The organism is Thalassospira marina, from assembly GCF_002844375.1.
GTDB classification, from domain to species: domain Bacteria; phylum Pseudomonadota; class Alphaproteobacteria; order Rhodospirillales; family Thalassospiraceae; genus Thalassospira; species Thalassospira marina.
The window spans coordinates 605203-628385 of the sequence record NZ_CP024200.1 but is presented as its reverse complement, the minus strand read 5'-3'; the positions used below and the strand labels follow the sequence as shown (position 1 = coordinate 628385).

21 protein-coding genes are annotated in these 23183 nt (G+C 53.8%); 13 read left to right on the top strand and 8 right to left on the bottom strand.

Going from position 1 to position 23183, the window contains the following annotated elements:
* Position 1: 1 nt before the first annotated feature.
* The 5 genes from CSC3H3_RS22975 to CSC3H3_RS22955 all read right to left on the bottom strand — a co-directional run bounded on the left by CSC3H3_RS22975 (position 2) and on the right by CSC3H3_RS22955 (position 6440).
* Positions 2-880: a carbohydrate ABC transporter permease gene (locus tag CSC3H3_RS22975; RefSeq protein WP_101267120.1), complete on the bottom strand. Its 879-nt coding sequence runs from the start codon at positions 878-880 to the stop codon at positions 2-4.
* Entirely contained in the window at positions 870-1766 is an 897-nt protein-coding gene (locus tag CSC3H3_RS22970; protein WP_085590192.1) for a carbohydrate ABC transporter permease, read from the bottom strand. The genes CSC3H3_RS22975 and CSC3H3_RS22970 overlap by 11 nt, the downstream gene beginning before the upstream one ends.
* An 89-nt stretch (positions 1767-1855) precedes the next feature.
* Positions 1856-3109, bottom strand: coding sequence for an ABC transporter substrate-binding protein (locus CSC3H3_RS22965; RefSeq protein ID WP_101286691.1), 1254 nt, complete (start codon positions 3107-3109; stop codon positions 1856-1858).
* Between the two features lie 85 nt (positions 3110-3194).
* Complete coding sequence (hisD, locus tag CSC3H3_RS22960) at positions 3195-4502, bottom strand: histidinol dehydrogenase (protein WP_101286690.1); 1308 nt, start codon at positions 4500-4502, stop codon at positions 3195-3197.
* A gap of 135 nt (positions 4503-4637) precedes the next feature.
* Positions 4638-6440 (bottom strand): thiamine pyrophosphate-binding protein, encoded by a 1803-nt coding sequence (locus CSC3H3_RS22955; RefSeq protein WP_101286689.1) that lies wholly within the window; start codon positions 6438-6440, stop codon positions 4638-4640.
* Between the two features lie 164 nt (positions 6441-6604).
* On the opposite strand from CSC3H3_RS22955, the gene CSC3H3_RS22950 reads away from it, so the two are divergent.
* The 5 genes from CSC3H3_RS22950 (at position 6605) to CSC3H3_RS22930 (ending at position 11107) form a co-directional block, all read left to right on the top strand.
* Complete coding sequence (locus tag CSC3H3_RS22950; protein WP_085590184.1) at positions 6605-7438, top strand: helix-turn-helix domain-containing protein; 834 nt, start codon at positions 6605-6607, stop codon at positions 7436-7438.
* Between the two features lie 127 nt (positions 7439-7565).
* Positions 7566-8261, top strand: a complete 696-nt coding sequence (locus tag CSC3H3_RS22945) for a hypothetical protein (protein ID WP_101286688.1) — start codon at positions 7566-7568, stop codon at positions 8259-8261.
* 66 nt (positions 8262-8327) lie between these two features.
* Positions 8328-9689: an aspartate ammonia-lyase gene (locus tag CSC3H3_RS22940; RefSeq protein WP_157831996.1), complete on the top strand. Its 1362-nt coding sequence runs from the start codon at positions 8328-8330 to the stop codon at positions 9687-9689.
* 12 nt (positions 9690-9701) lie between these two features.
* Positions 9702-10721 (top strand): glycoside hydrolase family 3 N-terminal domain-containing protein, encoded by a 1020-nt coding sequence (locus CSC3H3_RS22935; protein WP_101286686.1) that lies wholly within the window; start codon positions 9702-9704, stop codon positions 10719-10721.
* A 2-nt stretch (positions 10722-10723) separates the two neighbouring features.
* On the top strand, positions 10724-11107 hold the full coding sequence (locus CSC3H3_RS22930) for a VOC family protein (RefSeq protein ID WP_101286685.1): 384 nt from the start codon (positions 10724-10726) through the stop codon (positions 11105-11107).
* A 56-nt stretch (positions 11108-11163) separates the two neighbouring features.
* On the opposite strand, the gene CSC3H3_RS22925 is transcribed toward CSC3H3_RS22930, so the two are convergent.
* Positions 11164-12756: a GMC family oxidoreductase gene (locus CSC3H3_RS22925; RefSeq protein WP_101286883.1), complete on the bottom strand. Its 1593-nt coding sequence runs from the start codon at positions 12754-12756 to the stop codon at positions 11164-11166.
* 364 nt (positions 12757-13120) lie between these two features.
* Between CSC3H3_RS22925 and CSC3H3_RS22920 the strand changes: the two genes are divergently transcribed.
* Positions 13121-14002, top strand: coding sequence for a sugar phosphate isomerase/epimerase family protein (locus tag CSC3H3_RS22920; RefSeq protein WP_101286684.1), 882 nt, complete (start codon positions 13121-13123; stop codon positions 14000-14002).
* Here CSC3H3_RS22920 and CSC3H3_RS22915 read toward each other — a convergent pair whose 3' ends face one another.
* A complete protein-coding gene (locus CSC3H3_RS22915) occupies positions 14003-14485 on the bottom strand; it encodes an Lrp/AsnC family transcriptional regulator (protein ID WP_101286683.1) in 483 nt (160 codons plus the stop codon). It lies immediately after the preceding gene.
* Positions 14486-14586: 101 nt separating this feature from the next.
* Complete coding sequence (locus CSC3H3_RS22910) at positions 14587-15162, bottom strand: amino acid synthesis family protein (protein WP_101286682.1); 576 nt, start codon at positions 15160-15162, stop codon at positions 14587-14589.
* Between the two features lie 169 nt (positions 15163-15331).
* Here CSC3H3_RS22910 and CSC3H3_RS22905 point away from each other — a divergent pair, with 169 nt between their 5' ends.
* The 7 genes from CSC3H3_RS22905 to CSC3H3_RS22875 all read left to right on the top strand — a co-directional run bounded on the left by CSC3H3_RS22905 (position 15332) and on the right by CSC3H3_RS22875 (position 23161).
* Entirely contained in the window at positions 15332-17128 is a 1797-nt protein-coding gene (locus CSC3H3_RS22905) for a helix-turn-helix domain-containing protein (RefSeq protein ID WP_101286882.1), read from the top strand.
* 243 nt (positions 17129-17371) lie between these two features.
* Positions 17372-18334 carry a flavin reductase gene (locus CSC3H3_RS22900; RefSeq protein ID WP_101267142.1) on the top strand — a complete coding sequence of 321 codons (963 nt, stop codon included), beginning with the start codon at positions 17372-17374 and terminating at the stop codon, positions 18332-18334.
* A gap of 31 nt (positions 18335-18365) precedes the next feature.
* Positions 18366-19877: an aldehyde dehydrogenase gene (locus tag CSC3H3_RS22895; RefSeq protein WP_101286681.1), complete on the top strand. Its 1512-nt coding sequence runs from the start codon at positions 18366-18368 to the stop codon at positions 19875-19877.
* A 29-nt stretch (positions 19878-19906) separates the two neighbouring features.
* Positions 19907-20983, top strand: coding sequence for an LLM class flavin-dependent oxidoreductase (locus CSC3H3_RS22890; protein ID WP_101286680.1), 1077 nt, complete (start codon positions 19907-19909; stop codon positions 20981-20983).
* Positions 20984-20985: 2 nt separating this feature from the next.
* A complete protein-coding gene (locus CSC3H3_RS22885; protein ID WP_101286679.1) occupies positions 20986-21801 on the top strand; it encodes an alpha/beta fold hydrolase in 816 nt (271 codons plus the stop codon).
* Positions 21794-22186 carry a carboxymuconolactone decarboxylase family protein gene (locus tag CSC3H3_RS22880; protein WP_101286678.1) on the top strand — a complete coding sequence of 131 codons (393 nt, stop codon included), beginning with the start codon at positions 21794-21796 and terminating at the stop codon, positions 22184-22186. Before CSC3H3_RS22885 ends, CSC3H3_RS22880 begins: the two co-directional genes overlap by 8 nt.
* Positions 22187-22327: 141 nt before the next feature.
* Positions 22328-23161, top strand: coding sequence for a transporter substrate-binding domain-containing protein (locus CSC3H3_RS22875; protein WP_101286677.1), 834 nt, complete (start codon positions 22328-22330; stop codon positions 23159-23161).
* The last annotated feature ends 22 nt before the right edge of the window (positions 23162-23183 follow it).

Below are 23183 nucleotides of genomic sequence, written 5' to 3'. Positions count from 1 at the left end.
ATCAGCCTTTCACTGCGCCTGCTGTAAGCCCGCGAACGAAAAAGCGGCCAGCAACGATATAGACAAAAAGTGTGGGAAGAGCGGCGATCATGGCTGCGGCCATATCGACATTGTATTGTTTGCGGCCCATCGTCACATTGACGATGTTGTTAAGCGCCACCGTAATGGGTGTGTTTTCACCCGCAGTAAATGACACCCCGAACAGGAAATCATTCCAGATCTGGGTGAACTGCCAGATGCATGACACCACCAGAATGGGAAGCGCAGCAGGCAGCATGATCGAAAAGAAAATGCGAAAGAAACCCGCGCCGTCGATTTGGGCGGCTTTTGTCAGTTCATCGGGGATGGTGATGAAATAATTGCGGAAAAACAGCGTTGTGAAGCACACGCCATAAACCGTATGCACCAGTACCAGCCCGGAAATGCTGCCTGAAAGTTTCAGTATTCCCAAAATTTGTGCCATGGGCAGCAATACCGCCTGATAGGGCAGAAAACACCCAAATAACAGCAGGCCAAATACGACATTGTGATAGGGAAAACGCCACTTTGTCAGAACATACCCGTTGATCGCACCAAGGCCGGTCGAAAGGGCCACAGCGGGCACCACCATCATCAGCGAATTGATGAAATAGGGTTTAAGCCCAGTGCAGGCTGTACCAATGCAGGCTTCGCCCCATGCCTTGGCCCAGGCATCAAAAGTGATGGCCTGCGGAAGGCCGATAAATGACCCTGAATAAATCTCATCAAGCGATTTCAGCGACGTTGTTACCATGACCCAAAGGGGCATCAGATAGACGCTGGCAATGGCGATCAGGCTGCCATAAATGATGAATTTGCCGATGATGACAGACTTGCGGGCAGAGCCGGTTTTAGTCGGCATGGCGGCTCTCCTTCAATTCGGAATAAAGATAGGGAATGATGATGGCAGCCACGGTCATCAGCATCATGATTGCGCTTGCGGCCCCTACCCCCATCTGGTTGCGGCGGAATGTCGCGGAAAACATGAATGTCGAGGGTACTTCGGTAGCGCTGCCCGGTCCGCCATTGGTCATCGCCAGGACCAGGTCAAAATTTTTGATCGCGATATAGCTAAGCAACACAATGACCGATAGAAATGCCGGGCGCAGCATGGGGATAATGATGCTGCGGTAAATTTTGGGCAGGGATGCGCCCTCGATCTGCGCGGCTTTGATTACGGAGTTATCAATGCCGCGCAAACCGGCAAGGAAAATCGCCATGGCAAAACCCGACGATTGCCAGACAGCGGCAATGACGATGGTGTAAATGGCAAAATTGGGCCGGGTGATCCAGTCAAAGACAAAGCTTTCCCAGCCCAGGCTGCGCACCACTTTTTCAATGCCAAGATCAGGGTTTAAAATCCATTTCCAGGCCGTTCCCGTCACAATGAAGGAAAGCGACATGGGATACAGATACACCGCACGCAACGCGCCCTCGGCCCGGATATTCTGATCCAGCAGAATGGCGATGATCAGGCCTGTTCCCACCGTAATGGCAAGAAACAGAAAACTGAACAGGAACAGGTTGATAACAGCCGTGTGCCAGCGCGGTGTGGACCACAGGCGGATATATTGTTCAAGACCGACAAAGTCGTAGTGGGGCACCATGCGCGATGATGAAAGCGATATCCAGCCTGTCCAGACCATGAACAGATAAACGCCAACCAGAACCATCACCATACTGGGTGTCAAAACCAGGCGGGGTAACCATTTCGCCAACCGGTCCGTAAGATGTGTGTTTCGAAACATGTATTCCTCGCCGGGAAATCGTGGAAATCGTGGGGGGATACGGGGTGCCGGGCCTGTGAAACGGTCACAGACCCGGCTGTTAAGCGTGCTTAGCGTGCGTTGTCGATGCCATCGACAAGCATTTCCACAGCTTCGTCCGAGGACATTTCCGTAACGAAGAACCGGGCAGCAACATCGCCAAAGACGGCGGCAAATTGCGGCTGGCTGGCAAAGCCATGTGTTGCAGCGCCCAGCATGGCGCCGTCATTGATGGCTTCGGTGCGTTCCTTGAAACCTTTCTGGGCGCAGGCATCAAAATCATCGACCGAAACGTCGCTACGTGCAGGGATCGATCCTTTGATTTTGTTAAAATCGCGCTGGACTTTCGGGTCCATGATGACTTGTGCCAGGGCGTCCTGGCCTTTGGTCACGTTTTCATCATTGATGTAAAACATGCCAAAACTGTCGATCAGAAACAGGAAGGACGGGGTTTTGCTGGGTGTGGCAAAACACAGGAAATCGGTATCGGGTTTCAGGCCCTTTGCCAGAAATTCGCCCTTCGCCCAGTCGCCCATCACCTGCATGGCAGCCTGGCCGTTAATGACCATGCCTGTTGCAACGGCCCAGTCCCGGCCATTAAAGCCATCATCAACAAGGCCGCGTACTTCGCGAAGCGTGTCAAAGATATGTTTCATCGTGTCGCTGGAAAGGGCGTCATCATCCAGGTCGACCATCGCCTTTTTATAAAATTCCGGTCCGCCGATATCGGCAACAAGGGAATCAAATACCACCTGGATCTGCCAGGGTTCATCGCCAATCGCCAGCGGGATGATCCCGGCTTCTTTCAGCTTTTTGCCATCTGCAATCAGGTCTTCCCAGGATTGCGGCTGTTCAATACCGACCTTGTCGAAAACCTTTTTGTTGGCCCAAACCCAGTTCTGGCGGTGCATATTGATGGGCACGGCAAAAAAGCCGTCATTTGATTCAACAAATGGCAAAACCTGCGGGGCGATGGCCTTTTGCCAGCCATTGGCGGTTGCCATGTCGTTCATATTGCGCAAAACGCCTTCGCTGGCCCAATCCAGCCCTTCATAGCCGAGAAACTGCATTGCTGCGGGCGGGTTGCCAGCCGCAAGGCGCGTGCGCAGGGCCTGCTGGGCATTGGCGCCCGACATGCCACCAACCGCGCTGTCCTGCCAGCCAAATCCTTTTTCAGCCAGTGCATTACGAATAACGTTCAGGGCCGCGACTTCACTTTCCGATACCCAGTGGTGCAAAACTTCGATCTTGGTTTCGGCATGGGATGGCAGTGACGAGGCCGCAACAAGCAGGCCCGCCACAAAGGCGGATTTGAATTTGTTCATCAGAAACTCCCTGATTTGAAAGATTGATCGTGGAAAAATCCCGGACCGGCGGCTTTGTGCTCGTCTCGGTCCGGATAACGTGACGTTAGCCGTCTACAGCCGCGCCGTATCCGATATTGCGACCCCCAAAACGGCGAACACGGATGTTGGCCTGCTCGGCATGGCCGATGAAGCCTTCCATGTGGCAAAGACGTGACCCGTAAGCCCCGATTTTGGCCGATGCCTCGTCGGTCAGAATGCGCTGATAGGTGCAGGTCTTAAGGAATTTTCCGACCCAAAGCCCGCCGGTGTAACGTGCGGCCTTAAGGGTTGGTAAGGTGTGGTTGGTGCCAATGACCTTGTCACCAAAGGCAACATTGGTACGTTCGCCCAAAAACAGCGCGCCGTAATTGGTCATGTTTTCCAGGAAATAATCAGGGTCGCTGGTCATGACCTGCACATGTTCGGATGCGATGCGGTCGCCTTCCTGCACCATTTCTTCAAGGGTATCGCAAACGATGATTTCACCGTAATCCTGCCAGGCCTTTGCAGCGATTTCCGCAGTCGGCAGGATTTGCAACAGGCGGTCAATCTGCTCAAGGGTATCGCGGGCCAGTTTTTCGGAATTCGTGATCATGACTGCCGGTGAATTGGTGCCATGTTCGGCCTGTCCCAACAAATCAGTTGCGCAAATCTCGCCATCAACAGTTTCATCGGCAATAACCAGTGTTTCGGTCGGCCCAGCGAACAGATCGATGCCGACCTTGCCAAACAAAAGGCGTTTGGCTTCGGCGACATAGGCATTACCGGGACCTGCCAGCATATCGACCGGTTTGATGGTTTCGGTGCCATAGCCCATGGCAGCAATGGCCTGCACGCCACCCAGGCAATAAATCTCATCGGCACCCGCCAGATGCTGTGCCGCGACGATTTTCTGGGCGATTTCACCCTTGAAGGGCGGCGCGCAGGTAATAACGCGTTTGCAGCCTGCGACCTTTGCGGTCAGCACCGTCATATGGGCAGATGCCAGCAGCGGATATTTCCCGCCCGGTACATAACAGCCAACATTTTCAATTGGCACATTCTTATGGCCCAAAACCACACCAGGGAGTGTTTCAACTTCAAGGTCGGTCATGGTTTCGCGCTGCAAACGGGCAAAATTGCCAACCTGTTCCTGGGCAAAATCCAGATCGTGGCGTTCCTGTTTGCTCAGCCCGTCAACACAGGCGGCAATTTCGGCATCGCTAAGCCGGTAACTGTCGCGATCAAGCTCGTCAAATCGGATGCTCAGTTCCCGAACCGCGCGGTCGCCACCCTCGGCCACCTCGGCCAGAAGTTTTTCAACGGCCTTGGTTACGGCGGGGTCTGTTTGGTCGCTGTTTTGAAGGCGTGCGGTTTTAAAATGCCTGATCATGCAAATATCTACCCTTTCGGGTGACGCATCGCATTCACCCGCTGTGCAAATTTATGGTTTGGAGAAGATGTGTGGTGGTCGCTGTGCGTTGGGTGGGGAGGGGTTTATTGCGCCCCTTCTCTGCCCGACTTGCGATTACAGATGCTGTTCTTTTTTGCGCATCTCGTTGTAGGCGGCCTGTTCTTTTTCGTAGTAGGCCGGTGACGGGAAATCCCACCAGCCGGTTGCAAACGGCCCTGCCGCATCGCGCGAGACGATGACTTCGACCAATGCCGGGCCATTGCAGTCCAGTGCGGCTTTCAGGCTGCTTTCAAGGTCTTCGTCCTTTTCAACCTTCCAGGCCTGCAGGCCAAAGGCACGTGCTGTTGCCGTCAGATCAGCCGAATATGGCGCGCCATTGCCGGCATGATGGTTAAATTCCGATGCGATATGGCGGCCCATGAATTTGCGCTGTCCACCCCGGATCGACATGTAACCCTGGTTGTTAAGCACCAGGAACACAACATTGATCCCGTTCATGACGGCGGTTCCCATTTCGGGCAGCGACATCATGAAATCACCATCACCAACAATGGCCACAACCTGCTGGTCCGGGCAGGCCAGTTTGGCGCCCATGGCGGCGGGAACAGCCCAGCCCATCGGCGAAAATGACCCCGATGTGATATGGGTACGCGGTTCGTAAACCGGGAAGCTTTGCTTGACCGACCCTTGCGTATTGCCCGAGCCGACAACAACAATGCCGTTGCGGTCCAGCACATTACGCAGGGCGCGAAGCGGGCGTTGCGATGTGAACGGGGTTTCGCGACTGTTTTCACGCGGGGAAACCTGTGCTTCCCAGTCGGCCTTGGCCTGTTTGACATCGGCAAGGAAGGCTTCGTTTTCGATGCGGGCCTGTGCTGCATTTTCGGCCGGGATCAGGGCCAGCATCGCTTCAAGTGCGATTTTGGCATCGGCGACAACGCCGACGTCGGTCGGATAGGTTTTGCCAATTTCGCGGGGGTCCAGGTCAATATGGACCAGTTTCCCCGGCGGGATCGAAAAACTGACACCCTGGGCATAGGATGATGCCGACCAGTCGGTAAAGCGGCAACCAACGGACAAGATAACATCGGCAGAAGATGTGATTTTGTTGCCACATGTGGTGCCGGTTTGGCCAACTGCACCAATGAACAGGTCGTGGTCCTCGGAAATGGCACCTTTACCGTTCCAGGTGATGGAAACAGCCGCCCCCAGGCGTTCGGCCAGTTCGGTCAATGCCTTTGATGCGTTGGCGGTAATGGCCCCGCCGCCTGCAACAATGACCGGCCGTTTGGCCGATTGCAGCAGTTTGACGGCGGCTTCAATTGCGGCCGGGTCCGGGTGGGCAATGCCGATCGGAAGGCGGCTTTGCAACGGATGGATCGTTACATCTGCGGCTTCAACCTGCACATCCATCGGCACTTCAACATGGACCGGACCGGGGCGACCCGTCATCATTTCGTTGAAGGCGCGATGCATGATGGTTGGCAATACTTCGACCGAATTTGCCTGCCAGGCGCGTTTGGTTACCTGTTCGGTAATGCGGGGAAAGGCGTTGTCCTGCTGGCGTTCAAGCTCCTGCATCGTGCCGTGACCATGCATGTAGGTTTGCGGCGAACCCGACACATAAAAAACCGACGTTGAGTCACAATAGGCCGTTGCCAGACCAATGATGGTATTGGTTGCACCCGGCCCGACCGAGGTTGAACAGGCCATCGGCTTGCCACAAGCGCGGTAATAGCCATCCGCCATGTGGACGGCACTCTGTTCATGCATGACCTGGATGAACGGAATTTCCGATCCTTCCTGCAGGAAGGCATCAAAAAGGGACCAGATGCCATGCCCCGGAACCCCGGCAACATATTCTACGCCATATTCCTTGAGCGCCTTGGCAACGACTTGACCGCCCGTAAGTTTCATAATCTTTGCTTCCCTGCTTGTGTTACGCCCTTTGAGCAAGTGGCGTATCTGCGTTGTTGCTGATCAAAATCTTGCAGGCTTGACAGGGTCCGGGCAATTTCGCATATGATAGATTGATGACGCAAATTGACGCACATTGTGCGAAGTAGTGAGAGGCCAAAGATTTGCTACCGCAACATGAAACAACGGCCCGCCTGGCGGCATTTTCGGCCAATCTTCGCCTGTTATGTGACCGTCAGGGCTCCATTTCGCACATATGTCGCAAGGTCGGCATCAACCGGCAGCAATTCAACAAATATCTGTCGGGCAAACATCTGCCGTCATCGGGGAATATCCGCATCATCGCCAATTTCTTTGGCCTCAGCCCCGAAGTTCTGTTTTCCGAACCCGAACATTTTCGCGCACTGGTGGATGGCAATTTTTTTGATGTGCTGGACAATTTGCGCCGCGCGCCACAGGTGCTGAGCTTTCTTGATACGGTTGCTGTCTCAAGCAAAGTGGATATGGGCGAATATGTCGGCTGTTATGACCGCTACCAGTATTCGTCGATCTATTCGCGCAAAATTTTGCGTTCCGCCTTTTGCATTTTCCAGAATGGTGATTTCCTCAATCACTATTATGTCGAACGGTTTCCCAGTTACGATAACCCGAAGAAAACCGAATATATTTTTAAATATCATGGCTTTACCTTTCCGGTAGAAGACCGGGTTTTCTGCATTGATTTTGAATCGGTGCAGCGAAACGAATTTACCTTTGGTATTTTCTCCAGCGTGCAACGCAGCGCCAAACGGTTCATGTTCGGCATTGTCAGTGGTGTGGCGGCAACCATGTTTCGCCAGCCTTTTTCGACCCGGGCCGTTTTGCATTACCGCCGCCCCGGCCTTCTTAGCCGTGAAGAACTGCAAAGCACAACCACCCTTGATATGAACGACAATTCGATTCCGCGCGAAGCACGCGAATATCTGGGCGAAGCGCCTGATATGATCAAACCCAGCTAGTTTTTACGCAATCAGGGCCAATTTCTGCTTCAAAGTGCGTCATAATTGCGTTTGTCGCGAACTGGCCTGCGTCGAAATAAGATGGTTTGCTATCGGCAACTTAACGGAAACCGACAGGCATCGAATTATGACGAACGAAGTCCGCAACCTCGCCTTTCACGACGAATTCATCACGGCACAGCTTATTGATAATCCTTGTGATTATCATGTTGAAGACGGGGTTGTGATCAACCTGTCAACTGCCCCGATGATTACGGGTACGGATCACCCGGCGATTGTCCCGGCATGGAAATCGACCTGGCTTAAGGGCGGTGTGATCAAGTCTGGTGAACGTGCGGCCGTGATCAAGGTCGTCAAACGCACCAATCTGGGCGGTGTTGGCCTGCGTGGTTGGGACTGGCTGGGAAACCGCATTCGCAGTTTTCCGCGTGATACACCGCTTTATATTTCTCCGCAGGACCATATTGGTAGCGTTATTACCGACCCGTTCGTGTTTACCAACGAACGGCGCGATTCATCGGCACCGCAGGAATTTGACCTGAAACTTAATCTGTGGTGGTCGCCGGGTGATACGGATTGCTTCATTCATAATGAACATCCGTTTCTGGAAGTTCATACGCAAATTCATGGCCTTGGCCGTATGCAAAAATTCGCCACCCGCGATGAAAACACGCTTTATGAAGATGTTTTAATGCCTGCTGGCTATTCGCATGATCCGTTTTGCCGGGTTACAGGTGAAAATGAATGGACCTATCCCTGGCACCGCTATTACGCCGATACCGATTCCATCTGGCTGGCAATCGAACTGCATCCCAGGGGCTGATTCCCCGTTGTGATCATTGTGGCAGGGTCAGCATGGCCCTGCCGATAACAAATGCAGGAAACGGTGATGGAGCCAGATCCAACCTGGGTGCGCCTGGAAACCGATGCACTGGGCAGCCGCAAAATTCCGCGTGATGCGCTTTATGGTATTCACAGCCTGCGTGCGTCGGAAAATTTCAATGTTTCGGGCACAACGCTGGCCAGTTTGCGCCCGCTGGTTAAGGCCTTTGCATTGGTTAAAAAGGCCGCAGCCATTGCCAATAACCGGCTGGGCCTGCTGACTGATGAAAAGGCTGATGTGATTGGCCGGGTATGCGACGAACTTTTGGCAGGCCAGCATGCCCGGCATTTGATTGTTGATGTGTTTCAAGGCGGGGGTGGTACCTCCAGCCATATGAATTTAAACGAAATCATCGCCAATCGCGGGCTGGAATTGCTGGGTTATTCCTGCGGCAATTACGAACATTTGCACCCGGTTGATGATGTCAACCTGTCGCAGTCCACGACCGATGTGCACAGCACAGCCTTGCGCATTGCCCTGTTGTTTGAACTGGTCGAACTGGAAAATGCCGTTTCCGGCCTTGCCGAAAGTTTTGCCGCGAAAGGCCGTGCTTTCAAGGATGATTTAAAACTGGCACGCACCCATTTGATGGATGCCGTACCTATGAAGATAGGCGAGGAATTTACCGCCTTTTCGCATGTTCTGTTACATGACCTTGAAAACACGCTGGCGATGCGCGCCGGGCTTTCGCAGATCAATTTGGGCGGCACCATTGCCGGATCATCACTAAGTGATCAGCCAGCATTTACCCATGCAGTGATTGGCGAACTTGAAGCACTTACCAGCCTGTCGCTGATGCCCGCCCATGATCTGGTCGCGGCGGCATGGAATATGTCCGATCTTGTCGGGCTTTCGGCGGGGTTAAAGCGCCAGGCGATTACCCTATCGAAGATTTGCAATGATTTGCGCCTGCTTGCCAGCGGGCCAAATGGGGGCATTGGCGAATTGTCGCTTCCGCCGGTGCAGGCCGGTTCACCGCAAATTCCCGGTAAAATAAACCCGGTGATCCCCGAAATGGTTAACCAGGTTGCCTTTCATATAATTGGCAGCGACGTTGCCATCAGCTTGGCCGCCGAAGCCGGGCAATTGCAGCGCAACCCGTTTGAACCGATGCTGGCCTATGCATTGCTGGGCGCAACGGGCATGCTGGCAAAGGCAATGAAAACACTGGCAAAGCAATGCATTGAAGGGTTGATGGTTAACCTTGGCCGGTCGCGCAATATGCTGGAGCATCCCCAAACCATTGAAAACGGGCTGGTCCCCTTTATCGGGTTGAAGGATGCCCACGTACTGGCGCAATCCATTAGTGCTGATACGCCCCTTTCCGATCTTTTGGCGCCATATCTGGCCCGTAAACCCAAATCCTGAAACGAGGACCCCATGAGCCAGCTTGTCCTGGATGCCAATGCCGTTTTATTGCCCGCAATCGATAATCTGGAACTGACACCTGCCCTGGAACAATATTTTGCCGAAGGGGGTAAAACCCTGCTTTTGGGGGAAAATCGCGCTGAATATGTTGGCCGCAAAATGTCGGAAACGCGGTGTCAGTCCGAAACGGCGGTCGATTTTGCGGCCTATGCCGCGCTGATCCATCAAAAGGCAGGTGGTGCGATTATTGCCCTTGATCAGGAACCCGCCGGGATTTTGCGCCTGCATGGTATGGTACCGCAAATACCGGGACGTGACGCACTTTTGACCATGCCCGATGAAGAAATTTACGCATCCGCATTTGCAATGGCAAAGGCCGCCCGTGCGTTGGGTGTGACGATGTTTTTATCACCTGTCGTTGATGTGATAACCGGCAATAATCCATGGCTTCAGGGCCGCACGCTGGCCGATGACCCAGCAAATACCATCCGTATCGTCAGCGCCTTTATCAAGGGGGTTGAGGCGGCAGGAATTATCACCGTGGCAAAGCATTTCCCCGGCCACCCCGATATGGATGGTGACCCGGCAACGGATATTGCTACCGTGATCGCCAGCAAGGATGACATTGACCGGGCAATATCGGTTTTTGCCGGGGTTATTGCCGCTGGCCCGCGCGCGATCATGACCGGCCCTGCCCTTGTTCCGGCGATGGATGCGGATATGCCATCTTCATTATCCGAACCAACAATTTCGGCGTTGAAAAAACTGGATTTTGCCGGGCTTGTCGTGAGTGACGATCTTGATGCACCCGCCACCCTGCGCGACCGGTTTGATGTACCCGGTGCGGCGATTGAGGCCTTAAAGGCCGGGTCTGATTTACTGCTGTTATCAGCCGCCAATGATTTGCGCGCGTTAAATACCCGTATCTGTCAGGCCGTTGAAAATGGCGACCTGCCAGCCCAGCGATTGGCCGATGCCGCAAACCGTGTGCGCAAGCTGGCCGGTCAGGTAACTGCGCAAACGGTCGTTTGATCATGGCCCATATCGAACATGTTGCGTTATGGACGCGGGACCTGTCAGCATCGGCCGAATTTTGGCAGCATTATTTCGGGGCGCAACTATCACCGGTTTATAGCAGCCAGAACCGCCCCGGTTATCAATCCATTTTCGTCAGCCTGGAAAAAGACACCCGGATCGAGCTGATGACCGGGCCGTGGGTGCATCAGATTCAGGAATTTGAATTTGAAGACTGGTCGCATATCGCCATTTCGCTGGGCAGTGAACTGGCTGTTAACGACAAGGCAGTCGAGCTTGCCCGCGCCGGATTTGACGTTAAAGGACCACGCCATACGGGGGATGGCTATTACGAGGCGGTATTTATTGCACCGGGAAATATCCTGGTTGAAATACTGGTCTGAATTTCAGGGCACTGCGCCAACATGCGATAGCATCCGGTGACGCAGTGCCTTTTACACTAGATAGCTTTCTCACCCAAAATCAGATCAGAAACCTTTTCGCCGATCATGATGCAAACTGCATTTGGGTTCCCCGAAATCAGGTTGGGCATGATGGAGGCATCGGCGACCCGTAGCCCTTCAATCCCGCGAACTTTAAGGTCAGGTGTGACAACGGCCATGTCGTCTTGCCCCATTTTGCAGGTTCCGGCGGGGTGCAGGGCGGCATGGGCCGTGTTTTGGCAAAATGTTCTGAAATCAGCCCGCGTGCGAATTTTCATGTCTGGCACATGGCGCTGTTGTAGATATTTGCGAATGGCAGGTTGTTCCATAATTTCAATGGCAAACAGGCCCCCATCCGTTAGCGTTTCCAGATCATACGGATCGGCAAAATAATTGGGTGCAATGCGTGGTGGTGTTTGCGGGTCGGCCGATTGCAATGTCACCTCGCCGCGCGATCGCGGGCGGATCTGGCCCAGATTAATGGTGCAGCCATTGCCGCCCGGCACGGCGTCGACACCTTCTTCAATTCCGGCGCCAACAACCATGAAATATTGCATGTCGGGCATGGCTTCGGCCCGGTTTGCCCACCAGAAGCCACCCCCTTCTATCAGGTTCGAGGATGCAGGACCGCCTTTGAACAACAGGTAATTCAAACCTGCCAAGGCCTTCCAGTGCAGCTTTTTGTACTTGTCGTAACTATGTGGCCCATTCAGCTGATAGATCAGCGACATTTCAATATGATCCTGCAGGTTCTGCCCGACACCGGGGATATCGGCCACAACCTTGATGCCGTGTTTTTCAAGGGTACGCGCCGCACCAAACCCCGATGTCATCAACAATTTGGGGCTGGCAATGGCACCGGCGGAAATGATCACTTCGTGACGGGCGCGCATGATGCGGGTTTTGCCGTTCATGACATATTCAACACCTGTGGCACGGCCATTTTCACAAATGATTTTGCAAATGCGCGCGCCTGTTTGAACCGTCAGGTTTTTACGGTTGCGTGCCGGTTTCAGATAGGCGGTTGCCGCACTGCTGCGCCGCCCATTGCGCGCGGTGATCTGATAAAGCCCACACCCCGCCGGATTGCCTGAATTAAAATCAGGGTTAAAGGGCATGCCATTTTGCTGGCACGCCAAAAGCCAGGCGCGGGTTAAGGGGTGGATATGATCGATATCGGAAACGCCAAGCGGCCCTTCGGTGCCGTGGGCATCGTTGCAAAAGCGGTTGTTGTTTTCGGCCTTTTTGAAATAGGGCAAAACATCATCATAGCCCCAGCCTTCCGCTCCGGCCTGCGCCCAACCGTCATAATCGGCCGGGTTGCCGCGAATATAAATCATGGCATTTACCGAACTGCCACCCCCCAGCACACTGGCCTGCACCATTGTCGGGTCATCATCGCGGGCCTGATCGGCGGTTGGTTGCCAGTTATAGCGTTTTAACAGGCGGCCTTGCGCGGTTTTGTAATAGGCACCGGGAATATGGATATAGGGGTTATAATCGCGCGGGCCTTCTTCAAGCAGGGTAACGGTGCAATCCGGGTTTTCCGAGAGGCGCGAAGCAATCACACAGCCTGTCGAGCCGCCACCAACAATAATATAATCCGCCATTTTCATTCGCCGTTCCCCTATTTGTACCGGCCTGCAACACGCAATTAGGCGCACCTATCTCGCCGCAGGTATCGGGTGAAATTATCAGGGATCTGAATGCATTCAATTTCGCAGGGCAACATCCATTGGCGCAATTTGACGCACGGCTTGCGACAATTTTGTCTCCACCAACATTGTTCGCGCATTTAAAGCCACGATGCGCCGTCGGGATGGGGCTGTGAAACAGGAATTTTGCACGGTTGCGTCAGTTTGCGCTTTATAAAAACCGGTTGCGCAATTGCCTGTTGGCCGGTTTCGCCGAAAAATCGCTGCAGGTTTAACGGCTGGCGGGTGCTGGCCATGTGCATCAAAGGGAATTTCGACCATGTCCGCAAACGTGCAGAAACTGATCCTTCATCCAACCGTCGCCCGACATGCGACCTTTGTTATGGATACTGTCATTGCACGCCAGGTCGGATTTGACGGGCTGGAACTTTCGGCAACGAAACTGGATGCATTTTTGGCCGCTGGCCTGACACAGGATGACTTGCGATCTTACCTGGATGGCCTTGATTGCCCCGGCCTTGGCTATCTAGCCGATATTGAACGCAGTGATGCAACGGCAGCCAGCCTGTTTGCGGATGCGGAAAAGCTTTTTAAAATGGCGGCAATGGCCGGTGCCAAGGGCGTGCAGGTGTTAACCGGCCCGCTTGATGTGCAACAGGTTATTGATTGCCAAAATCAGCCAGCCCTGCGACGCGATCATGCGTTTCTACGGCTGGATCACAAAGACCAGATCGCCCTTTGTGCCGCCAATTTGCAAAAACTGGCAGACCTTGCTGCTCCCTATGGGTTGGTGTTGTATCTTGAGGCACTGGGCTGGTCACCGGTTAATTGCCTTGCCGACCAGTTGGAAATTATTGACCGTGCTGCGCGTGATAATGTGCGTATCGTGATTGATTACTGGCATTGCCATGTTTCGGGTGACACACCCGATATGGTTGCCAAGATTGATAAATCATTGATTTACGGGGTGCATTTTTGTGATTCAAACCCCTATCCGGGGGGCATTCCGATCGAGCCTGTTTTGCGCGATGTGCCAATTGGCAAGGGTGCGATCAACCTTAAACACTGGACCGATGCAGTCAAAGCAACCGGTTATCAGGGCTGGTGGAGTGCCGAGCTTTTTTGTCTGCGCCAGCACCAGCAGGACAGCCTTGTCATCGCGCGGGACCTGTATGATTTAATGGTTGAACATATTCGCTGACTACCGCGACAGGCCGGCATCCTGAAGCGGTATAAACGGGCTGGTTTTGATTTTTTTGGTCACGATATAGGTGAAATACTGATCAATGCCGATTTCGGCACATAACAGCCGATCTATCAGGCGTTGATAGCCATCAACATCCGCGCACAGCACCTTGAACAGGTAATCCAGCCCGCCGCCAAGGGCAAAGCATTCAACGATTTCCGGTATTTGGCAGATGTAATCTTCAAACTGGCGAAAATCGCAGTGTCGATGCTGCCGAAGTTTGATTTCGGTGAGAACAATGGTTTGCCGGGCGAAAAAGGCCGGGTTGATATGGGCGTGGTAGCCGGAAATAACGCCATGATCCTCGAGCCTTTTAAGGCGTTCCCAGCACGGACTGGGTGAAAGATTTACGGCCTCGGCCAGCTTGACCTTGGTTATGCGCCCTTCGCGCTGCAGAACGGACAAAATTTTCAGATCAAGATCGTCAAGACGGATCATAGGTTGCTGCCCTGTGCGCGGGCTTTAGGTCGCCCGATGGTCAACAGGCCGGTAATACGTCGCACCTGACGGTGTATACCGGCCTGCAAAATGCGGTTAGATCAGGCTTCGAGTTCAGCCAGATCCTGGAAACGGTCCGCAATGCGGGCATGTGGCCGGCCATTATCGGCCGCACCTATGGCCACCATGATTTCATCGGGGCCAGGGGCATCCGCGATCTGGAAATTTGCGGTCAGGAAATGGGAGCGTTTGCCAGTTTCGCTTTTATGCATCATCGGCAATGCCATAAGGGCACCGGGCGCATTGCGGGTATTGGTAAATTCCAGATAATTGGTGCCGCCAATGGCTTCGCGAAACGGGTTGCCAAATCGCAGGGTGTGGATCATGGCCGATGCATGTTCGATCTCGCCATTTATGCCAACGGCAGCGGATTTTCCGCAGGCCTCGATTTTTTCACCAGGCATTTGTACCAGCAGGCGGTTGGTCATCTGATGGCTGAGATCCATGGCGATATCGAGGATTTCCGGGCGCAGATTTTCAACAAATCCCCTGCCCGCCCACGGATTTTTAATGATGGCCGCCACCACCACAATATTGGTCGGGCGTGGGACTTCCCGCCCGCCTTCAAGATGGGTTTCTTCCAGAAATGTACAAATTTTACGAATGCCCAGCGACATGGTGCCTAAACCCTGATTGGTTGAAATTTCGGCTATCGTAAAATTGGTTGATAATTTTTCTTCCTTTGAATCAAGGAAGTCGACGTGAATTTTTCCTTATAAAAAATGTAGACCGCCACGCATTCGATGCACATGATTAACCAATCGGTTCGTAATGGCAGGTTTAATTTTGGATCAGACATCACGGATATTGTCGCTTCGCGACGTCGCCAGCCAGATCAATAGTGGCGGCGACCTTGAAACGATCCTGCATCAGCTTATTGCCGGGGCGTGCCGCCATGCGCATTGGGCGCTGGGTTCGATCATGGCGATTGATGCTGCACATGGTTATGCCCATGTTTTGGCGCGCTATGATCCGACATTGCTGCAACGCCCGCTTCCCAATAAATGGGAACTGGCAATGAGCCCGTCATTGATTGCCCTGCAGCGCAACGAGCCGGTCTATATTCGTGATGCCCGCGAGTCAGAAGAATTTCCCGGTTATCGCAAAGAAGCATTCGAGCGCGATTATCGCACTGTCCTTGTCATGCCGATGAATTGCGAGGATTTTGAAGGCCGCCCGATGGTTTTAAGCGTAATTGCCCGTCAGGTAACCGAGGTTAGCGAGCTTGACCTGGCTTTTTTAGGCATGATCACGCATTTGGGGACAATCGCAGTTGAACGTGAACACCGTTTCCATGCGGCCCGCCAGTCTGCCGAAAGTTTGCAACAGGTATTGGGTGCGCACAGCACGCTTTTGCGCCATGTGCTAAGCGACGGGTCGGTTTATTCATTATCAAAAATGCTGGCCGATATGGTGCCTGCGCCATTGGTGGTGGTTGATTTCACCACCAATCAGGTGATTGCGGGTAAATCGCCTGCCCGGACGGAATATGATGATGATGCCTGGCAAAAGGCGGCCTCATCAACATTGGCACCACAGCTTTTGAAATTCAGCCGTGAACAGACCGAACACGCCGATGATGAAAAAACCAGCCTGTTTCTGCGTGATGACCGGCACCATCTGACCCTGCCTGTACAGGTCGCCGCCCTGATTGTTGATCAGCAAACTGTCGGCGCGCTGGTTATTTTCAGCGATCAGCCTGCTTTTACCGACCTTGAAAAGCTGCTGCTTGAAAGCGGGTGTTTCGCGCTTAGCGTACAAATGATGCGCAGCGTGATCCGGTTTCGGTCCGAAACACGCACCCGTGCGGAACTGTTTTTTGATGTGGTCGAAGCGCGCTGGAAAAAGGCCGATGATGTCTATCAGCGGGCGCAACGGCTGGGGTTGGATTTTAAAAATGCGCAACAGCTTGTTGTAATCGACTTTCCCAAAAACGAAGCCAGCTACGATGGTGATACAGTCGATGTGGAACGTGTTGTTTCGCGCATCACCCAGCAACAATCGATCAATGCGGGCATGGTGGCAATTGAGGGTGGTTTTGTTTGCTTGATTCCGGAACAGGCCGGTTTGGGCCGTGAAAAACTGGCAAAGCTGACCAAACGCATAGCCGATGACCTGGCCCATCATTTTGACGAGGCCCCACTGGTTCTGGCCAGTGAAACCTGTTCGTCGCTGGGGGATTATCCGGCAATCTGGGAACGTTGCGGCCGTATGATCCGTATTGCGCGGTCGTTTGGCTCGACCGGCGCCATTTCCAGCGACGGGTTTGGACCGCTGCCCATGCTGGTCGCGGCATCCGATGCCCAGGATGTCAAAAGTTTCGTGCATGAAAGCATTGGTGAAATCGCCCGGCATGACCGCGAAAATGGCACGCCCTATCTTGAAACCCTGTCGATGTTTTTGCGGGAAGGCTGCCGCAACCAGGCCTGTGCCGATACCATGGGCCTGCATGTTACCACCTTGCGCTATCGCCTGACGCGGATGCAGGAACTGTTTGGCATCGACCTTGAAACAGCCAATAGCCGCTTTGCTATTGAACTTGCCATTCGCCTGTATGATGTGATGCATAATTCGCGAAACTAGTATTGCGGTCGTACCTTTCTTTTCGGTCTTTCCACATTCATTTCACTGCCCTGCTGATGCCTTGCACGCCAGCGGGGTTTTTCGTGTGTTGATATATGGTCTTTGCTGTTGGCCCGGCCGGTGAATGCAGTTTTACATCGAAACAAATAAAAAATAGTCGCTATCATCCTGTGATTATAAGGAAGATGGTGTGCCGCCGTGCAGATAGCCTCAATCCCATCATGGAGAGAGGAGATCCAAGGCATGGCAAACGCAACTGCCCGCGCTGATAGCGCGATTGATGGCAAAATGCTGCGAAACGCGTTTGGAACGTTTGTTACCGGCATTACGGTGGTAACCACGCTGGATGCCGATGGCTCCCCGCGCGGAATGACGGCAAATTCATTTACATCGGTGTCGCTGGACCCGCCGCTTTTGCTGGTATGCATTTCGAAATCGGCATCCAGTCATCCGGTTTTTACCAGTGCCGGGCGGTTTGCCGTCAATATCCTGCATGAAGACCAGACCGATATTTCCAATGTCTTTGCATCGCGCGCCGAAGACAAATTCCAGTCCGTCACTTACAGCACCATGCATACCGGTGCCCCGGTATTAAGCGACTGCCTTAGCTGGTTTGACTGTTCGACTTTTAGCCAGGCCGATGCCGGCGATCACACCATTCTGATTGGTCAGGTCCGGGCATTTGGCACAACGCCGGTGGCACCGCTTGGTTTTTGCCGGGGCAAATATGTCAGCGTCAAGGACCCGCTACCGGCGGGCTGGCTGGAGCCCAATGGCATGCTGATCGGTTACCTGATCGAAGCTGGTGACCGCCTTTTGATGCGTTCTGACGGCAAGGGTGGCTGGGTATTGCCAACCGCAAAACGCCTGCGAACGGATCGGCAACTGGAACTGGCCGGGGATAGCGCCCTAAGCCTGATCCCGGAAAACACGTTTTTATATTCCGTTTTTGATGTCGCCGATAATGACCCGGGCCACCTTGTTTATCGCGCGCGCCTTGCTGGCGACTGGAGCGAAAGCACCCTGCCCGGCGACATGAAACTGTTTCCGGTGAACGACCTGCCGTTTGACCAGATCCCCACCCACGAATTGCGATCAACACTGCGCCGTTATGTGCGCGAACGGCAAAGCAATCAATTTGGGATCTACATGGATTCTGGTGATGGCGGCCGTGTCGCCATGATCGAAGGCGACCTGCAAGCCTGAACATTCCACCCTGACAGACAAGAGCAAGCCCATGAAAACCACCCTTCAGTCCCTGGAAGGTTCACGCCAGAACCTTTTCATCGATGGCCAGTTCGTCGCCCCGAAAAACGGCAAATATATTCCCAGTTACGACCCGACCACGGGTAAACCCTGGTACGAATTTGCCCAGGGCGACCAGGATGATGTTGAAGCCGCGGTTAAGGCCGCCAACCAGGCATTCCGCAACCCGGCCTGGCGCCGTATGACCCAGACGGACCGTGGCCGCCTGCTGCGTCGATTGTCGCAACTGATTGCCGATCATGCCGATAGCCTGGCGGAAATTGAAACCCGCGATAACGGCAAGCTGATCAAGGAAATGCGCGCCCAGATGGCCGCCCTGCCCGATACCTATGATTATTTTGCCGGCATGGCTGACAAGCTGCAGGGGGAAACCATCCCGGTCAACAAGCTGGATATGCTGAATTACAACACGCGTGAACCGCTGGGTGTTGTGGGCATGATCACGCCGTGGAATTCGCCGTTGATGCTGTTAACCGGCACGCTGGCACCCTGCCTTGCCATTGGCAATACCGTGGTGATCAAACCATCCGAACACGCAACGGCATCTACCCTTGCCCTGGCCGAACTGATTGTTGAGGCGGGCTTCCCCGCCGGTGTGGTTAACGTTGTGACAGGTACTGGTGCGAGTGCGGGCGAAGCCCTGACCCGCCATTCTGACATTGCCAAATATGTCTTTACCGGCAGTACCGACACCGGTCGCCGCATTGCCGGTAATGCCGCCCAGAACCTTGTACCCTGTTCCATGGAGCTGGGCGGCAAATCCCCGCATGTTGTGTTTGCCGATGTTGAAATTGAAAATGCGGTCAATGGCATTGTGTCGGGCGTTTTTGCCGCTGCCGGGCAAACCTGCGTTGCCGGTTCGCGCTGCTTTGTCGAGGCATCGGTTTATGATCGCTTTGTCGAAGCCCTGGTTGAACGCACCCGCCATATTCAGATCGGCCATCCCATGAATGCCGAAACCGATATTGGCCCGCTGGCCCTGGCCGATCAGCTTTCAAAGGTTGAACATTACGTATCATCAGGTGTTAGCGAAGGGGCAACAGTGGCCGTTGGCGGCAAACGCCCGTGGGCACATGAACAGTCCGGTGGCTGGTATTTTGAACCCACCGTCATGACCGATGCCAGCAACAATATGGCCTTCATGCGTGATGAAATCTTTGGGCCGGTCGTTGGCGTTATGCCGTTCCGGTCCGAAGAAGAAATGATCACGCTGGCAAATGACACCCGTTACGGTCTGGCATCGGGCATCTGGACGCAAAATATCGACCGCGCCCTTCGGTTCGCCAATCAGGTCGATGCTGGCACGGTTTGGATCAATACCTATCGCAGTTCGTCATTTATGTCGGCGAATGGCGGCTTCAAGCAGAGCGGTTATGGTCGCCGGGGTGGCTTTGAAGTCATGCGCGAATTCTCCCGTCTGAAAAACATCATCATCGACTATTCCGGCGTCATGCAGGACCCGTTTGTCATGCGTCTCAAATAATCCGTACCCTTGGGGAAAGGCTGATTATCATGAAGTTTTCCGTATCCTTGACGATGGAACGTTTTTCACCCGACGTTCCCATGACCAAAGTCAAAAACGACCTGCTGGAACTGGCACAGATTGCCGATGAGGGTGGATTTGAAACCATCTGGACGGCTGAACATCACACGCTGGAATGCACCATTTCGCCCAACCCGTTTCAAACGCTGGTCTGGCTGGCGCAGCATACCAAAAACATCCGCCTTGGCACATCAACACTGGTGGCACCTTACTGGTCACCGATCCGCCTGGCCGGGGAAGCCGCCCTTTGTGACCATTTAACCGATGGCCGCCTGGAATTTGGCATTGCGCGCGGGTCCTATCAATATGAATTTGACCGTATGGCAGGCGGCATGCCCCAGCAGGAAGGTGTTGCCTATCTGAAGGAAATTGTCCCGGCAGTAAAAAAACTGTGGACCGGTGATTACGCCCATGACGGGCATTACTGGAAATTCCCGATTACCGCTGCTGTGCCCAAACCGGTGCAAAACCCGCACCCGCCCATTTGGGTGGCCGCGCGTGACCCCGGCACGTTTGACTGGGCCATTGCCAATGGTGCCAACATCATGTCAACGCCGCTATCCATGCCGGCTGCGGAAATTGCGGTGCTGGGCGAAAAATTTGCCAAGGCCGTTTCCGATCACCCCGAAGTACCACGCCCGCGTTTCATGATGCAGCGCCGCACCTGTGTTTATGACAATCCCGAGGACTGGAAGATTGCCGTTCAGCACAGCATTGATTATGGCCGTGCCTTTGAAAACCTGATGCAAAATCTGGGCGGAGTCAAAGACGGTTTCCCCGAAGCCGTGCCGTTCGAGGCCGTAAAGGGCAAGGAAAACTACAATCCGGAAAATATCCGCAAGAACCTTTTGTTCGGCACCCCTGACGAGGTGATTGAAAAGCTGCTTGATTACGAAGCCGCCGGGGTTGACCAATATTGCCTGGGCCTGACCTTTAACCTGCCGTTTGAATTGCGCAAACGCACGCTGGAACTGTTTATTCGCGATATTATTCCGTTCTTTGCCGCGCGCGAAAAAGAACGCGACCGCGCGATGGCAGGCGCATAAGCATGGCGCAGAGCGCACAACATACCGTGGGGGATGTCACCCTGAACTACCGGATCGAAGGGTCCGGTAGCATCCCGCTGGTTTGCATTCACGGCGTCGGATCACGGCTGGAGGCATGGGAAAATGTTGTCAGCCAGCTAAAGGATGATTTCGTTATCCTGACCTTTGATCTGCGCGGGCATGGTCGTTCCAGCAGGGTGCGCGGGCGTTATGAAATTGATGATTTCGTCAATGAAACGCTGGCACTGGCCGATAAGGCCGGATTTGCACAGTTTCACCTTGCCGGGTTTTCGCTGGGCGGCATGATCGCCCAGCGCCTGGCCCTGACCCATCAGGACAGGCTGCGCAAACTGATATTGCTTTCAACCGTTGCCGGGCGCACCCCCGAAGAACGCGAACGCGTGCTGGAACGTCTTGATGCCCTGCGCAATGGTAAACCGGCCCAACACCATGATGCATCATTGTCGCGCTGGCTGACCGAAGCTTTCCAGCAGGCTAACCCGGAACTGATTGAACGGTTGCGCAAATTTGACAGTGAAAACGACCAGGACTGTTATGCCGCGGCTTACCGCGTGCTGGCTGAAACCGATTTTGGCGGTTTTCTTGATCAAATCCGTAAACCAACCCTGATTGTAACCGGGCAGGATGACCAGGGGTCAAACCCGCGCATGGCCGAATATATGCATGCCCGCATCCCCGGTTCGCGCCTCGAAATTTTGCCGGGTCTTCGCCATTCCATATTGATCGAGGCGCCGGCCCTGGTCGCCAGTCTGATGCGCGATTTCCTGCAAACAAAGGAAGCAAACAGCCATGACTGATTCAAAACTTAAAACCAGTGGCGAACAGGTTCGCCGCAAGGTGCTGGGCGATACCTATGTTGACCGGGCAATGAAGGATCAAGACCCGTTCGGCCAGCCTTTGCAGGACGTATTGAACGAATATTGCTGGGGCATGGCCTGGACAAATGATGGCCTGGATTTGAAACAGCGCAGCCTTTTGAATTTGGGCATGCTCGCTGCGAGCAACCGGATGCATGAATTTGGCATTCATTTTCGCGGTGCCATTCGCAATGGGCTGAGTGAGAAGGAACTGCAGGCAGCCCTTATTCAGATTGCTGTTTATTGCGGTATTCCCGCAGGTGTCGAGGCATTTCGCGTGGCGAAATCGGTACGCCGGGAAATGAAAGAAAACGGGGAACAATAACCCCGACGGAGGAACGGCCGCGTCATCCGCCCTGCCCCACGGGACAAGACGCAAAATCTGCCACCAATAAGTTTCGCTAAATAACAGGCCGAAACGCCGTTTCGGTCAATCAGGTAGGATCAAACAGAGGGAATTGAACCTATGAAGAAAGTAATTGGAATGACTGCATCTGCACTGGTGCTTGCCATGTCTTTCATGGCGGGTTCCGCGCAGGCAGGGGCTGTCCTGGACCGGATCATGGCCAACAAAACGCTTACCGTTGCAACCGATGCCAACTGGGCACCCCAGTCATTTGTCAATGACCAGAACGAACTGGATGGTTTTGACGTTGATGTTGCCAAGGGCATTGGCAAATATCTGGGTGTTGACGTTAAATTTGTAACGCCGGGCTGGGATATTATCACTGCGGGTCACTGGCAGGGCCGCTGGGATATGCATGTTGGTTCTATGACGCCGACCAAGGAACGCGAAAAGGTTTTCGATTTCCCCGCTGTCTATTACTACACGCCCGCTGCCGTTGCCGTGCACAAGGACAGCAAGGCAACCAAACTTTCCGATCTTGATGGCAAGGTTGTTGGCGCAACGACCACATCCACCTTTGAAGCCTATGCCAACCATGATCTGGTTCTCGATGCAGCAGGTGCGCCTGCCTTCACCTATCAGTTCACGCCGGGCCAGGTAAAATCCTATGCCAATTCGTCAACCGCCTTTGATGATTTGCGCCTGGGCGATGGCACGCGCCTTGATGCGGTTTTATCCTCCCTTCCCAGTATTCTTGATGCGCAAAAGGCCGGTTATCCGATCCGCCAGCTTGGCGATCCGGTATTTTACGAACCGCTTGCCGTTGCCATCGAACATGGCGACCCCGAACTGAAAGAAAAAATCGCCGCGGCCATTGCCGATATGAAGGCCGACGGAACGCTCGGTAAAATTTCCGTCAAATGGTACGGCGTCGATTACACAACAACAAAATAAATCAAAACAGTTGGCGGCTTTC

Excerpts from the sequence above, each read along its gene's own strand:
- CSC3H3_RS22975 (WP_101267120.1), bottom strand. The coding sequence starts at position 880 with ATGCCGACTAAAACCGGCTCTGCCCGCAAGTCTGTCATCATCGGCAAA.
- CSC3H3_RS22970 (WP_085590192.1), bottom strand. The coding sequence starts at position 1,766 with ATGTTTCGAAACACACATCTTACGGACCGGTTGGCGAAATGGTTACCC.
- CSC3H3_RS22965 (WP_101286691.1), bottom strand. The coding sequence starts at position 3,109 with ATGAACAAATTCAAATCCGCCTTTGTGGCGGGCCTGCTTGTTGCGGCC.
- hisD (WP_101286690.1), bottom strand. The coding sequence starts at position 4,502 with ATGATCAGGCATTTTAAAACCGCACGCCTTCAAAACAGCGACCAAACA.
- CSC3H3_RS22955 (WP_101286689.1), bottom strand. The coding sequence starts at position 6,440 with ATGAAACTTACGGGCGGTCAAGTCGTTGCCAAGGCGCTCAAGGAATAT.
- CSC3H3_RS22945 (WP_101286688.1), top strand. The coding sequence starts at position 7,566 with ATGACGAACGAAGTCCGCAACCTCGCCTTTCACGACGAATTCATCACG.
- CSC3H3_RS22940 (WP_157831996.1), top strand. The coding sequence starts at position 8,328 with ATGGAGCCAGATCCAACCTGGGTGCGCCTGGAAACCGATGCACTGGGC.
- CSC3H3_RS22935 (WP_101286686.1), top strand. The coding sequence starts at position 9,702 with ATGAGCCAGCTTGTCCTGGATGCCAATGCCGTTTTATTGCCCGCAATC.
- CSC3H3_RS22930 (WP_101286685.1), top strand. The coding sequence starts at position 10,724 with ATGGCCCATATCGAACATGTTGCGTTATGGACGCGGGACCTGTCAGCA.
- CSC3H3_RS22925 (WP_101286883.1), bottom strand. The coding sequence starts at position 12,756 with ATGGCGGATTATATTATTGTTGGTGGCGGCTCGACAGGCTGTGTGATT.
- CSC3H3_RS22920 (WP_101286684.1), top strand. The coding sequence starts at position 13,121 with ATGTCCGCAAACGTGCAGAAACTGATCCTTCATCCAACCGTCGCCCGA.
- CSC3H3_RS22915 (WP_101286683.1), bottom strand. The coding sequence starts at position 14,485 with ATGATCCGTCTTGACGATCTTGATCTGAAAATTTTGTCCGTTCTGCAG.
- CSC3H3_RS22910 (WP_101286682.1), bottom strand. The coding sequence starts at position 15,162 with ATGTCGCTGGGCATTCGTAAAATTTGTACATTTCTGGAAGAAACCCAT.
- CSC3H3_RS22900 (WP_101267142.1), top strand. The coding sequence starts at position 17,372 with ATGGCAAACGCAACTGCCCGCGCTGATAGCGCGATTGATGGCAAAATG.
- CSC3H3_RS22895 (WP_101286681.1), top strand. The coding sequence starts at position 18,366 with ATGAAAACCACCCTTCAGTCCCTGGAAGGTTCACGCCAGAACCTTTTC.
- CSC3H3_RS22890 (WP_101286680.1), top strand. The coding sequence starts at position 19,907 with ATGAAGTTTTCCGTATCCTTGACGATGGAACGTTTTTCACCCGACGTT.
- CSC3H3_RS22885 (WP_101286679.1), top strand. The coding sequence starts at position 20,986 with ATGGCGCAGAGCGCACAACATACCGTGGGGGATGTCACCCTGAACTAC.
- CSC3H3_RS22880 (WP_101286678.1), top strand. The coding sequence starts at position 21,794 with ATGACTGATTCAAAACTTAAAACCAGTGGCGAACAGGTTCGCCGCAAG.
- CSC3H3_RS22875 (WP_101286677.1), top strand. The coding sequence starts at position 22,328 with ATGAAGAAAGTAATTGGAATGACTGCATCTGCACTGGTGCTTGCCATG.